13 protein-coding genes are annotated in these 13,148 nt (G+C 70.0%); 6 read left to right on the top strand and 7 right to left on the bottom strand.

Going from position 1 to position 13,148, the window contains the following annotated elements; all coding sequences use genetic code 11:
* Positions 1-48 precede the first annotated feature (48 nt).
* Complete coding sequence (locus ACFHWY_RS13620; RefSeq protein WP_416580544.1) at positions 49-915, bottom strand: hypothetical protein; 867 nt, start codon at positions 913-915, stop codon at positions 49-51.
* Positions 909-1,508, bottom strand: coding sequence for a hypothetical protein (locus tag ACFHWY_RS13615; RefSeq protein WP_416580543.1), 600 nt, complete (start codon positions 1,506-1,508; stop codon positions 909-911). The genes ACFHWY_RS13620 and ACFHWY_RS13615 overlap by 7 nt, the downstream gene beginning before the upstream one ends.
* Positions 1,509-1,963: 455 nt before the next feature.
* On the opposite strand from ACFHWY_RS13615, the gene ACFHWY_RS13610 reads away from it, so the two are divergent.
* Both ACFHWY_RS13610 and ACFHWY_RS13605 read left to right on the top strand, forming a co-directional pair.
* Positions 1,964-2,665, top strand: coding sequence for a prepilin peptidase (locus ACFHWY_RS13610; RefSeq protein ID WP_416580542.1), 702 nt, complete (start codon positions 1,964-1,966; stop codon positions 2,663-2,665).
* A gap of 134 nt (positions 2,666-2,799) precedes the next feature.
* Positions 2,800-5,022 (top strand): ATP-dependent RecD-like DNA helicase, encoded by a 2,223-nt coding sequence (locus ACFHWY_RS13605; protein WP_416580541.1) that lies wholly within the window; start codon positions 2,800-2,802, stop codon positions 5,020-5,022.
* 110 nt (positions 5,023-5,132) lie between these two features.
* Here the strand turns inward: ACFHWY_RS13605 and ACFHWY_RS13600 are convergent, their stop codons facing one another.
* The 5 genes from ACFHWY_RS13600 to ACFHWY_RS13580 all read right to left on the bottom strand — a co-directional run bounded on the left by ACFHWY_RS13600 (position 5,133) and on the right by ACFHWY_RS13580 (position 8,220).
* Entirely contained in the window at positions 5,133-5,438 is a 306-nt protein-coding gene (locus ACFHWY_RS13600) for a hypothetical protein (protein WP_416580540.1), read from the bottom strand.
* A gap of 222 nt (positions 5,439-5,660) precedes the next feature.
* On the bottom strand, positions 5,661-6,272 hold the full coding sequence (locus tag ACFHWY_RS13595; RefSeq protein WP_416580539.1) for a hypothetical protein: 612 nt from the start codon (positions 6,270-6,272) through the stop codon (positions 5,661-5,663).
* Positions 6,273-6,482: 210 nt separating this feature from the next.
* Positions 6,483-6,692 carry a hypothetical protein gene (locus ACFHWY_RS13590; RefSeq protein ID WP_416580538.1) on the bottom strand — a complete coding sequence of 70 codons (210 nt, stop codon included), beginning with the start codon at positions 6,690-6,692 and terminating at the stop codon, positions 6,483-6,485.
* A 132-nt stretch (positions 6,693-6,824) separates the two neighbouring features.
* Positions 6,825-7,778, bottom strand: coding sequence for an NYN domain-containing protein (locus ACFHWY_RS13585; protein WP_416580537.1), 954 nt, complete (start codon positions 7,776-7,778; stop codon positions 6,825-6,827).
* A gap of 19 nt (positions 7,779-7,797) precedes the next feature.
* Positions 7,798-8,220, bottom strand: coding sequence for a hypothetical protein (locus ACFHWY_RS13580; RefSeq protein WP_416580631.1), 423 nt, complete (start codon positions 8,218-8,220; stop codon positions 7,798-7,800).
* Positions 8,221-8,861: 641 nt separating this feature from the next.
* Between ACFHWY_RS13580 and ACFHWY_RS13575 the strand changes: the two genes are divergently transcribed.
* The 4 genes from ACFHWY_RS13575 (at position 8,862) to ACFHWY_RS13560 (ending at position 12,559) form a co-directional block, all read left to right on the top strand.
* The gene (locus ACFHWY_RS13575) at positions 8,862-9,086 is read left to right on the top strand and encodes a hypothetical protein (protein WP_416580536.1); all 225 of its coding nucleotides are present in this window, start codon (positions 8,862-8,864) and stop codon (positions 9,084-9,086) included.
* Between the two features lie 269 nt (positions 9,087-9,355).
* Positions 9,356-9,880 carry a MarR family winged helix-turn-helix transcriptional regulator gene (locus ACFHWY_RS13570; protein WP_416580535.1) on the top strand — a complete coding sequence of 175 codons (525 nt, stop codon included), beginning with the start codon at positions 9,356-9,358 and terminating at the stop codon, positions 9,878-9,880.
* Entirely contained in the window at positions 9,877-11,079 is a 1,203-nt protein-coding gene (locus tag ACFHWY_RS13565) for an APC family permease (protein ID WP_416580534.1), read from the top strand. Before ACFHWY_RS13570 ends, ACFHWY_RS13565 begins: the two co-directional genes overlap by 4 nt.
* Before the next feature lie 121 nt (positions 11,080-11,200).
* Positions 11,201-12,559 carry an MFS transporter gene (locus ACFHWY_RS13560; protein ID WP_416580533.1) on the top strand — a complete coding sequence of 453 codons (1,359 nt, stop codon included), beginning with the start codon at positions 11,201-11,203 and terminating at the stop codon, positions 12,557-12,559.
* Positions 12,560-13,148: the final 589 nt, after the last annotated feature.

Below are 13,148 nucleotides of genomic sequence, written 5' to 3'. Positions count from 1 at the left end.
TCGCCGCGGGCGCGGCGTTGGCCTCCTGCGGGATGTTCGTCGTGACGCTCACCGGGCGCTCCCGACAATCGCCTGCGACTGCGCGACCCGCACGGCTCTCGTCGAGGTCGTCGTTAACGGCGCGAGCGTGTCTCCGCCGCCTGGGCCGGACCAGGTCACCGACCAGGTCACCCTCGCCCGCAACCGGAACGCCTCACCGGGCGCGGCAGCCGACGACCGCGTGTAGGTGTGCCCGCACGGCGAGGCCGCCCGCGGATCCGTTCCGCGCTTCCAAGACCTACCCGGGCCCGCGCAGGTCAGATCCTTGGTGCCGTCGCCGAAGGACCACCGCACGCTCGTGGGTGTCGCCGTCGCGGTCACCGTCACCCCAGGCACCGACGCCGTCGCCGAGCGAGCCCCCCACGTCACCGGATCCACCCACAACCACACCGGCACCCGCACCAGCACGAACGGCGTCCCCTCGGGATTCGTGCGGATCGCCGGCGCCGGCAGGCGCAGCCGCGACCGGGCCGTCTGCGCCAGCGCCGCCACGTTTGTCCCTGGTGGCTGGTCGAGCCACATCGGAGTGCCCTGTGAGCCGATGCCGTCGGTGTTGCAGGTGCGCGCATACCAGCCTCCCTCCGGCCCCTTTCCGGCAGGCGGCGGGCGGTTGCCTGCAACCGGCGCCCAGTAACAGGGGTCGTTGACGCCTCCGGAGTTATTGCCGGAGCCGCCGCTGCCATCGCCGGAACCGCCGTCCGGCACGCCGGGATCACCGGGGTTGCCGGCGGTGACCTCGCATCCCGGCGCCGACCGGTTCTGCGTGCAGTCGATGTCGCCGAACCCTCCATCCGCCTCGACAACTCCCGCGGAGGCCATGACAACGGCAGCAGCGGCGACAACGCCCAGGGTCAGAGCACGGCTACGTCTCAGCATGTCCCGACCTCCCGCACACCGAAGGTGGCGACCTTCCACCCCTGCGCGCCGAGGTCGGTCACCGTCGCACGAGTCGCTCGGCGGCCACCAGGCACGTCGTTGATCGGCTCGCCGGACGCCGTATAGACGAGAAAGTGGGTGTCATCGAGGCAGTCCGTCACTGTCACGCTCGGCGGGGTCGACGTCAGCGACACCTGCGCCACCCGGGGGCTCAGGACGTAGTCGCCCTTGAGGATGTGGCCTTTGCTCCGGTAGGAGGACAAGCCCTTCTTGAGCGTTGTCAGCGCGTCACCGCTGGCGAACCTGGCGAGGTCCGACTCGTTCGGGTCCGCGGTGAGCCCGGCTTTGGCGTATGCCTGCCACATCCCCCGGTAGGCGGCCAGCGCCGCCTCCTCAGGGCTCCCGGTCGGGCCGGCGTCCAGTTCTCTCGGCGATGCGGACGCTGTCGGCACCGAATCCTCGCCGGCCCCGCCCCCGTCGCAGGCGCCGATCGCCGCCACGAGGCACAGACCGAGAGGAAACGCGGCGAGGCGTGCCCACCGGCCTCCCGGCCCGGCGGCGCGGCGGTGCTTGTTGATGATGCGTGTCGTCATGCGTGATCGTGTCTCCTCGTGACGGCGAGACGGCGGTCTCGCGGTCTTGGACGTCGCGGTACCTGACGAATGGCTCGCCTCAGGGTTGCTTGGCGGTCCGCGAGGGCCCCGTCTACGAACAGGGGCGGCGCGTTGTCCCGCCGCAGAGGCAGCGAGGCGCCCACCGAACCCCAACAGCCAACTACGGTTAAGCAACGCCGAACCACAGTTGAAAGGCGTTATGGCGAGCTAAGCACACACTCACACCGGGCGTCAACCGTAGTTTGAGCCGAGCCAACTATGGTTGCCCCCATGGCTGTGTTGAATCGAGTCGTGATGCCACACCCGTCGCAGTCCCCGGACACCGCGGACCTCCATCGCGCTGCCGCTGCCGGCCGCAGCTTGGACTGGGCCACTCTGGGGCCGTCGGGAGCGGCTCCCCACCCCGGCTCGCCCGGGATGCGTGCCGTTCTACAATGAACGAGTTGATCTGGTGTGGCGCGCTGTGCGGAGTCCTGGCCGGCGCGGCCTTGCCACACGCCTGCGCTCGAACCACGGCCAGGCTGCGACCACACCCACACACCGGCCGGACCTCACGTACGCTGACCGGCCGTGCCGCCGGCCACCAGTGGTGGCGGCCGCTGCTGGCTGCGGGTGGGGGCGCCCTCGCGTCAGCTGGCGCATCGGCTGGCATCGCGTGGCTGGTGGGCGACCGGCCCGGCGGGCCACTGCTGGTCGCTGTGTGGCTGGTCGTGCTGTACGCCGGCCTGCTGCTCGCCGTTGTCGACATCACGACGCGCAGGCTCCCAACACCCGTCATCGGTGTCGCGGCGCTCGCCCTGGGGATCACTCTTGCCGGCCACGCGCTGGCCACCGGCCAGACGCGTGTCCTGGTCACCGCACTGTTGGCGGCCGGCGTGCTGGGAGGCGGCTACCTACTCCTGGCCATCGTCGGCGGCAGCGCGGTCGGCTTGGGCGATGTCCGGCTGGCGGCGTTGCTCGGCGCGGCGCTGGGTGCTCTCGGATGGCCCGCAGTGCTGTGCGGTGGCCTGCTGCCCCATCTGCTGGCCGCTCCCGAGTCCCTTGCCCGGCTCGTGCTGCGACGACCGCACAACCTCGCCTTCGGCCCGTACCTGTTGGCCGGGGCCCTCTTGGCGATCGCCCTCGTTGACCGCTGACCGCGACGGAGCGGCTCGGGACGGCAACGCCACCAAGTCCGACGACGCCAGGGACGACGCCAGGCCAGGCGCAGACATTCGCCGGCGCGCACCACCGGGTCGCACACGTCTTCCCGTCACTGCCATACGGCAGGATGTCCGACGTGACCGCCGCGCCCCGTCCCACCTCGGTGACGCTCGAGGCGGTGCTGGAGCGGCTCACCTACGTCAACGAGGAAACCGGCTACACCGTCGCCCGCGTCGCCACCGACCGCGGCAGTGACCTGTTGACGGTCGTCGGCGCCCTCCTCGGGGCGCAGCCGGGTGAGAGCCTGCGCCTGCACGGGCGCTGGTCGTCGCATCCAAAGTACGGCCGCCAGTTCGAGGTCGACTCCTACACCACCGTGTTGCCGGCAACGATCCAGGGCATCCAGCGCTACCTCGGCTCCGGCCTGGTCAAGGGCATCGGCTCGGTCTTCGCCGAACGGATCGTCGCGCACTTCGGGCTGGACATCCTGCGGATCATCGAAGAAGAGCCCGCCCGCCTCGTGGAGGTGCCCGGGCTCGGCCCGAAACGCACCGCGAAGATCACCGCGGCGTGGGAGGAGCAAAAGGCAATCAAGGAGGTGGTGGTCTTCCTCCAAGGTGTCGGCGTGTCGACCTCCCTGGCGGTGCGGATCTACAAGCAGTACGGCGACGCCTCCACCGACGTGGTCACCAAGGAGCCGTACCGGCTGGCCGCCGACGTGTGGGGCATCGGCTTCAAGACCGCCGACACCATCGCCCAAGCCGTCGGCATCCCCCACGACAGCCCCCAACGCGTGATGGCCGGCCTGCAGTACACACTCTCGGAGGCCACCGACAACGGCCACTGCTACCTGCCCGAACCCGAACTGGTCGCCGACGCCACGAAGATCCTCGACGTGCCCGCCGACCTCGTCACCCGCTGCCTCGACGACCTAATCGCCGACGAAGGCGTCATCCGCGAAACGCTCCCCGCCGGCGACGGCCAGCCGGTGCAGGCCGTGTATCTGGTGCCGTTCCACCGCGCCGAGCAGTCCCTCGCCTCCTCGCTCCTGCGGCTGCTCCACGACTCAGTCGACCGGCTACCTCACTTCGCAGGCGTCGACTGGACCAAGGCCCTGGACTGGCTAAAGGCACGCACCGGCAACGACCTGGCCCCAGAGCAGGAGCAGGCCGTCCGGCTCGCGCTGACCTCGAAAGTCGCGGTGCTCACCGGTGGGCCGGGCTGCGGCAAGAGCTTTACCGTCCGCTCGATCGTTGAACTCGCTGCCGCCAAGAAAGCCAAGGTGACTCTGGTCGCGCCGACCGGCCGTGCCGCCAAGCGGCTGTCCGAGCTGACCGGCCACCCCGCCGCCACCGTGCACCGGCTGCTGCAACTACGCCCCGGCGGGGACGCCTCCCACGACCGGGACAACCCCCTCGACGTCGACCTGCTCGTCGTCGACGAGGCCTCCATGCTCGACCTCATCCTGGCCAACAAACTCGTCAAAGCCATCCCACCCGGCGCCCACCTGCTCCTCGTCGGCGACGCCGACCAACTCCCCTCCGTCGGCGCCGGCGAGGTCCTGCGGGACCTGCTCGCCGCACCCACCATCCTCCGGGTCCGGCTGACCCAGATCTTCCGCCAAGCCGCCCAGTCCGGCGTGGTCACCAACGCCCACCGCATCAACGCCGGCCGCCCACCCATCCTCCACGGACTGCCCGACTTCTTCCTGTTCGCCAGCGACGACACCGACACCACCGCCGCCCTCACCGTCGACGTCGCCTGCACCCGCATCCCCACCAGATTCGGCCTCGACCCCCGCCGCGACGTACAGGTCCTCACCCCCATGCACCGCGGCCCCGCCGGCGCCGGCGCCCTGAACACCCTGCTGCAGCAGAAACTCACCCCGCACCGCGATGGACAGCCCGAGCGGCGCGCGGGTGGGCGGGTGTTCCGCATCGGCGACAAGGTCACCCAGATCCGCAACAACTACGACAAAGGCCAAGCCGGCGTCTTCAACGGCACCCTCGGCATCGTCACCGCACTCAACAGCGAGGAACAGACCCTCACAGTGCGCACCGATGAAGACGAAACCATCGACTACGACTTCGACGAACTCGACGAACTCGCCCACGCCTACGCCATGACCATCCACCGCTCCCAAGGCTCCGAATACCCCGCCGTCGTCATCCCCCTCACCACCAGCGCCTGGATGATGCTGCAACGCAACCTGCTCTACACCGCCATCACCCGCGCCAAACAACTCGTCGTCCTCGTCGGCTCCCGCCGCGCCCTCCACGCCGCCGTCCGCACCGTCGGCGCCGGCCGCCGCCACACCGCCCTCGACCACCGCCTCGCCGCCAACCGATAACACGCTCAGCGCCCCGGCGGGAGCGGCCCGACGGCGACGACGACCGCGCCGGTCAAGTCCGGGGCGGTCCGCATGGGCGCGGCGAAGCCGCCCTGGTAAGGCCCAGCCCGTCACCGTGCCGGCCTTCGCGTAATCGGGGAATGACGGGAGAGTGTGGCGGGCGCGTCATGCGGCGTGACGTGTTCGCGCCACGAGCCGGGCGAGTGAGCGCGCAGCAGGCGATCGACCATCTCCTGGGCTTCGGCCTGCGAGTCGAACTCCCAGCGCAGTACCCTGCCCGTCTCGCTGTCCCCGGTCCGGGCGACGACCTTCCACCGAGTCTGGCGGACCAGCCACACATCACGGCGCGCGAGACGCCCCCAGATACCGTTCCAGTACCTCCTGACCACCTCATCCACGCCCCGAATCGTACGCATGTTCGAATAAGTCGGGGCGGTTGCTCGACGTCATTCGCAGCCACCTCCCTTGGACATCGTGGAATGACGACGTTGAAGGTCAGTTCATTCAGCAGCGAAGGCATCTCGGGCTACGCGCCCGGCTACCCCATGCTCCGGCTGCTGACTGCCGACGGGATGGGACGGTCATGGCAGCATTAAACCTGTGGGATCGGTGCCGGGTCGGCTCGGCGCCTGGCGTGTTCACCCCTGCGAGAGGATCCTCAGGTCCGCGCTCATCCGGATGACGACGTCGGCGTCGAGTTGCGGGCCGTGGGCGAAGGTCCAGCCGCCATCACGGAGGTTAGCGATCGTCTGGGTGAGGGCGCGCCGTGCGTACACGACGCTCTCGTCGCTCCAAAGCACCAAGGTGCCCTGCGCTGTTGTGTGGCTGTTGCCCACGGCTTCGCCGAGCAGCGTCAGGCAGTTGCTGGCGTCGTCGAGGACTCCGACGGCCTCCCACCTGTCGCGGCGTCCGTCCGCCAGCTGCTCGTGGTTGAGGCTGACGCACCGCACCGCCTGGGCAAGCGACGCGATGACCCGGCCGGTGCCCTCCAAGCTGATGACCGCAGGGGAAGCATCGGCCACCTCGCGCTTCTGCGCGTCATCCGCCTGCTTGAAGTGGGCTACGAGTTCAGCCAGGTCGACGGCCGGAAGATGAGACCGTACGAAAGTCTCTTCGCGGATTCCCAAAACGTTGGCGGTGGTGGTGACGAGGTCGGCGAGGATGTCCTGCGCGGTGGCAACCGAGATGTCGAGACCCTGACGGCCGCCTTCCTCGCGCAGCCGCTCGACCGTCTGCTGGAAATTCCTCATCCGCCGCACGTGGTCCTCCTGCGGTAGCGATTGATCCGTAGATTAGGGCAGCTGCGCGTCGTCGTCATCGTTGGGCGCACGCATCGTCCCGTTCCCTTGTGTAACGGATACAGTCCGAGCGGTCCCGCCCAGGCAGTGCTGCCGAGGAGCCGCCTGCAGGGGCGCTGCGTGGCTGGGCCTTGCCGCCGTTGCTGGCGTCTGGAGCCATCCTCACCCGTGCTTAGTGCAACGTTGGTAGGTGTCTAGCCAGCCGGTAGCGATGCTGTCACCCCGGCGGGTGAAGGCGGCCACGCCGCGCGGTTGGTCGGGATCCCCGTCCGGGTAGGGCACCTGCGCCGGATCGCCCGTTGCTCGGTAGGCGCTGGTTGCAGGGCCGGTCCAGGTGACGATCAGGGAGCCCGGCGGGGCGGTGATCATCACGCCGTCCGGTGTCCTTGGCGAGGTGCGTATTGGTGTAGGCCGGGGGTCTCGAAGCTCCGCTGTCGGCCAGTCACCGCCATACATTCATGTGTGTCACCGCAACGGGTGTAGCTGGGCGCTGCCGAGGTGCCTTCAGTCAGACTCAGCCGTCGTGTGGGTGATGCTGTTGGCGGCATCACGGCGGGAGGCGGGGATGGCGGTGGGGCTCGGTGTGCCGGGGCGTCGGCCGCGAACGTAAACGACGGCGGGCTTCCCATCGCCGGGGAGGCGGCGGTGGACCTCGAACAGGCTGATGGCGGCGACCAGATCGGTGAGCTTGGTGTATCCGTAGGTGCGGGGGTCAAAGTCGGGTCGGCGTTTGATCAGGAGATGTCCAACGGTGGCAAGGTATGCCCAGCCGTCCTCGCCGGAAGCGGCTTCGACGGTGTCGTAGAGCAGGGTCAACAGGGCCGCGTCGTCTTCCAGGCGGGTGGTCGGGGTAGTTGTTGGGGGTCTGACGGTGAAGGGCTGGGCTTGGGCCGTGGGGAGGTCGTGGGGGAGGTTCTCGGTGTAGATGAACTTGTCGCAGGCGGCGACGAATGATTGGGGCGTCTTGCGTTCGCCGAAGCCGTACACGGTGAGACCGGACTCGCGGATGCGGGAGGCCAAGCGGGTGAAGTCACTGTCGCTGGACACGATGCAGAAGCCGTCGAACCGGGCGGTGTAGAGCAAATCCATCGCGTCGATGATGAGGGCCGCGTCGGTCGCGTTCTTGCCGGTGGTGTAGGCGAACTGCTGTATCGGCTGGATGGACTGCGCGAGGAGACGTTCCTTCCAGCCCCGGAGGCCGGTGCCGGTCCAGTCGCCGTAGGCACGCTTGACGTGCGCAGTGCCGTACTTGGCGACCTCGGCCAGCAATGGGGCGACGAGCAGGGGCTGCGCGTTGTCAGCATCGATGAGCACGGCCAGTCGAGCGGTGCTGTGATCAATAGTGTCCATTGATGTGTCTCCTGGTGAGACAGTGACAGTACCTGGACAAACGGGATCGCCGAGTCCGACCCCTAACTTCTCGTCAAGCCCGAAGGTGTACGCGTGCAACCGGTGCACCCGCTGCGGTGTGGTTCGGTCATCCGACCGAGCGCGGAGGTTCGGCGGTGCTGTCGCGCGCGGCTTCTTCCAGCTGTAGGAACTCGTCGATGACCCGAGCGAGGCTTCTTCTGGATCTGGGGTTCAGTCTCTCGAAAGACCGAGCCATGATTCGCGCCTCCCGACTTGCGGCTTCGGGTTCGTCGTCGCCGAGGAGGTAGCCGGCTGGGACGTTGAAAAACTCGGCGAGAGCGCGCAGCGTGGTGGCTTTTGGATTGATACGTGATGATCGCAGGAGATTGCGGATGCCTTCGGCGGTGATGCGGTGTCCCCGAGCGGTCAGTTCGCGGGCGACTTCGGCCTCGGTGTAGGCGGGACGGTCTTCGCCTGCGGCTTGGAAGAGTTCCCGGAGGCGGTTCTGGATCAGCCGGGAGGTGACGTCCTCGGCCTGGTCAGCAGGCATGTCCCTCACGAAGTCCTCCCAACTGTGGTTGGATTCTTGCGAACTATGGTTGACGCGGATGGCGGTCCGTGCTTAGCTCTCGGTATCGCCTCGGCAACTGCGGTTCGGAGAGTGCGAACTGAAGTTTGTTGGAGCGTAGCGGATCGGGGAGCCGTGCGCGATAGGCGCCCCGACCGCGGACGACGACTGTCAGAGGGGGACCTGTCGTCGCTCGGGCTCATGTGTCCATCCGCCCCACACGTCCAGCGGCAGCACCGCCTGGCCTGGCCCGCGTCACCCTGACGCTGTCCGCTGCCGCGACGCCTCAATGTAGGCGACGGGAGGGGCCGGATGACCATGCCGCCCAGCTCATCGCCCGCCCTTCACCCCCGTGGGGGCGCGGCGGTGAGCAGGGGGACCCGGCAGGCGGAGTGAGGGCTCCGCCCGCGGGTCCCCCACCCCACCCAGCACAGCAGGTGAGCCGCACGGCTGCCTGCCTGCGCGCGCTCATCTCAGGTGCGGGCGCGGAAACCCAGACGTGAGGACAAGGAAATGAGGCAGCCGTGATCCGACGACAGCACACGGACGCGGCCGAGGGCGCTTCTCGGCTAGTCCGACGACGGGTAGTGGCGTCACGCGTCGCCAGGCGGCGTCGCGGCAGCATGAAGACGAGAAGCGCTGCGCTGTCACTGACCATCGCCAGCCGGAGCCTGCAGCGGTTGCGCGGCGACATCGATGTTCTCGTCGTCGCGGCGGGCCGCGAAAGCACCGCGTCAGGTCGGGCGGCGCTGGTGGAGGTCCATCACCAGCTGCGCCTGCTCGGCCAACGGGTCAACGCCGCGCTCGGTGCGCCGGCCGCATGGGGCGACGAGCCACAGCAGCGCTGAGTGGTGCCGGTGGGCTGACACCGTCGGCCTCCAGCAGCGCCGCCTTCACGGGCCGCAGTACCGCGCCCAGCGCGTGTGGCTGCAGTGGCCACACGCGCAGTTCTACGACTTCACCGCGAGGAACGGGGTCCACGCATGCGTTCGGTACAGTCCCATCAGTCACGGGCAGTGGCGGCGCAGCCGCCGTCGCCCGCGGATCGGCGCGGTGGCCGTCGCCGGCACCGTGATCGACAGACCGTACGTCGCCCTCGTCAACCCAGGTGGTCGCGGTGAGCGCGGCTGCGCGCCGTCCGGCCGTCGGGGTGTACCGGCCACCGGTGACCGGCCGCGCCGCCCTGCGGGCAAAGCCGGACACGGTGGCGCAGCTCTGCCGCACCGCCAACACCGTGCGCGCGTATTTGGAGCGCACGGTGTTACGCGAAGCCGGAATGACATGGACGACCTACGACGTCCTGGTACTTGTTTGCGCCCGTCAGGTGATCCAACCCCCGGACATCGCGGCCCAGGCAGGTATCGCCAGGGCAACCGTCACCAGCGCCCTCGCCCTGCTCAGCGACCGGAACCTGGTGCAGCGCGAGCTGCACGAGCATGACCAGCGGCGGGTGGTAGTACGACCCACGCAGGCCGGCGCGGCGCTCGCGGCGATGCTGCGGCGCCGGGTCGAGGCGCGGCAGGCGCAGCTGTTCGCCACCCCCGGTATGCCGCGCGAGGACGACTTCACCGCCGCACTCAAGGTCTTGGCCGACCGGCTCCGCCCCAACAGCGGCTGGGCTGATGGGAAGGACGCGGGGTGACCGGCGGTATCGGCACCGCGCGGGGTGCGGCCCTGTGCATCGGCGCGGTACTCGGTCCCGGGGTGCTGGTTCTACCAGCGATGGCGGTGCGCGCCGCCGGACCGGCATCGCTGGTGGCGTGGGCGGCGCTGCTGTGCATCTCTGCCCTGATCGCCACGTCGTTCGCGACCCTGGGAGCCCGCTACCCGGACGCCGGCGGCGTCGCCGCGTTCACCCGCCGCGCCTTCGGCGACCGCGCCGCCGCGGTGGTCGGCTGCTGGCTGTACGCGGCGGTCCCGGCGGGGGTGGTGGCCGGCGCTATCGCCGGCGCCCGCTACACCGCCGCCGCGCTGGGGGCGTCGGCGGCGGTGACCGCCGCAGTGACGGCGGCGCTGCTAGCCGCGGTGTACCTGGCGAACCTGGTCGGTCTGCGTCTGTCCGCGCGGGTGCAGCTGGTGTTGACCGGCGTGCTGGTTGGTCTGCTCGTGGCGGTAGTAGCTGTGGCCGGGCCGCGCGTCGACGCCGAGCGGATCACCCCGTTCGCGCCACACGGCATCGCCGGTGTCGGCAGCGCCGTCGCCGTGTTCGTCGCGATCTGTGGATGGGAGGCCACGGCCAACCTGTCGGCGGAGTTCACCCATCCCAAACAGGTCCGGCGAGCCGCAAAGGCGAGCCTGGCGGTCGTCGTCGCCCTCTACTTCGGGTTAGCCGTGTGCACGGTCGGGGTCCTCGGCGACGACGCGGGTGACACCGCGGTGCCGCTGATGCGTCTGCTCGCCCCGGTCGACCGGCCGTGGGCGGCCGGGGTCGTCGCGGTGGCGGCGGTGCTGTTCACCGTGGCCGCCAGCGTCACCTTCGTCGCCGCGGCCGGCCGCGCCGGCACGTCGCTGGCCCGCCACCGCGTCCTGCCCGCCACCCTCGCCGTGACAGCTCGCGATGGCGAGCCCCGGCGCAGCGTCGCCGTGCAGGCCGCCGCCGCCGCGATCGTCGCAGGAGCCGCCGCCGCGGCGCCGCACGTGGTCACCGTCGAGACGCTGATGCGTCTGTTCGCCGCGCTGCTGGCCTGCGTCACCCTGGTCGGCCTTGTCGCAGCAGTGCGGCTGCTGCCCGTGCCGCGCCAGGTGCCTGCGCCGCGGTGGCCGCACTCGCTGTCACGGCCGTTGCCGCGCTCAGCGGACCGTTCCTGCTGGCTCCCGCTGTCGTGGCCGCCGCCGCTATGACGCGGCGACGCCATACCCCCGCACCCCCGACCCACCCGCGGTCGCTGGCCTCGGACAGGGCGCGGCAGGACGCCCTCAGCGACCTGCATGCGCACCCGCTGGCGATGCTGGTTCGACTCCGATGACCGCCCGCCCGCCGACCACCGTCGGGTCAACTCGCAACGCGACTCCAGTCAGGTCCGGACCCGGGTGGCGGCTGGGCCTTCTGTACGGGCCGGCCGTCTACGGGGTCAGCGCCGCCGCCGTCGCCCTGCCCGACGCCGCCCGACACCTGCAGACAGATGGACCTGGACTGGCTTGGATCCTGACCGCTTACGCCGCGGGCGTGGGTGTCGGTGCCGTCACCGCCGGACGCCTGACGGACCTACGAGGCAGCCGACCCGTCCTGCTTGCCGCCGCGATCCTCTTGATAACCGGTGCCCTGGTTTGCGCCGCCGCCCCCACCCTGCCGGCCATGGTCACCGGCCGCGTCCTGCTAGCGGTCGGCTCCGGAACGGTGATGGCCACCGCGATCACCAGCGCGGCCCGGCTGCCTGCCGCTCGCCGCCCGGCCGCCCTGGCCGCCTTCGGCGCCTGCCTCGCGGGGTTCTCCGCCACCGCCCCGCTGGCCGGCGCAGTAGCCGCGCACGGGTCATGGCGGGCAGCGCTAGTCCTGCCGGTGCTCTCCCTGGCCGCAGCACCCCTGTGCTGGCCCCTCCTCACCCGACCGTCACAACGGCAGCGAGTGGACTGGGTCGCCGCCGGCCTTCTCGCGGCCGTCGCGGCGGGACTACTGATCACCGCGCAGACCGCCGCCGCGCTGGCCGCCACTGCCACGATGGTGATCACCGCAGCCGCCACGGTAGCGGCCGCTGCCGGCCTGGTCGTACGCGTCCGGGCACGCCGCGACGGCTTCCTCCCGCCCGGGATCCTGACTGCTGCCTGGTTCCGGCGGGCCGCAGCCGCCGGAGCGGGCGTGTACGCGGGCTTGTTCGCCGTCCTCTACGCTGGCCCCCACCTGCTGATCGGGCACGGCTACAGCACCATGGACATCGCTGTGCTCCTCCTGCCCTGCGCGGTGATCAGCGCGCTGCTGGCCAGGGCCGCCGCACAGGCCGCCCGCCGGGTGCCCACTCGACACGTGCTCGCCGCGGTGAGCCTGCTCCTGGCAGCCGTAATCCTCTGCACCGCCACTAATCCGCAGCCTTGGACGGTCGCGGCGGCCAGCACCGCCGCCTTGACCGCCTCCGCCGTCGCGCAGACTCTACTCACCGCGCAAACGACCGTCCATGTCAATGCCGAGGCATGCGGTGGCGCGATCGGCCTGCTCACCCTTGCGGTCTTCCTCGGTGGCGGATGCGGCGCCGCAATGTGCGCCGCACTCGGGCAGACCTACGGGCCGAGCGTCGCGTTCACGGCTATCGCCGTTTGGCCGGCCGTAGGCGCCGCGGTGGCGTGGCGACGGGGCGTGACTGGAATCGAGGTTTTCGGCAGGCGCTGATGACCGTGGCGTCCGCGACCGGCTTGTGCACGACCGCGAACGCCACGGTCAGAATGGTCTTGCGGATCCCTGCGTCAGGTCCTGGCTATACATCGCTCCCAACACCGCGGCGGCATCAACCTGCCGGATTGCCCGCGTCGCTGAATCCGAACCGCCACGTCGCACCCAGCGCCAGGCGACTCCGGCCCGTGGAATCGACCTGCCGGGAGCCGATATGCGTCACTCACCGAGCAAGAGGCCGCGGCCGTGCCGGGTGATTCGAGCAGGTTGTTCTGGCCCCACTGCACCAACCTGTTCTGGCCCCACCTACGGGATTCCAACTTCGGTTGGCTCCACACGGGCATCGATGCATCGATGCGTCTTGGTGGACGTCCGCCGTTTGAGGCACGCGAGAGCCCAGGCCAGAGCATGCTGCCGCTCCTCGGCGTGTGGACGCGCTCGTGAGGGTCTGTCCACAGCCGCCGTAGGGCATGGTCGTCACAGTCTGTTTGTCGAACCGGTACCCGGGCGTCTTCGGGACTTGGGCACCTTGTAGGCGTGACCGGTGGTAGTCGCGCAGCAGCCTCACGGGATGATCCTCCAGAGGGGA

Origin of the sequence: Micromonospora sp. LOL_024, assembly GCF_048060415.1 — a bacterium.
Classification (GTDB): Bacteria; Actinomycetota; Actinomycetes; order Mycobacteriales; family Micromonosporaceae; genus Micromonospora.
This window is presented reverse-complemented; position numbering and strand designations above follow the sequence as displayed.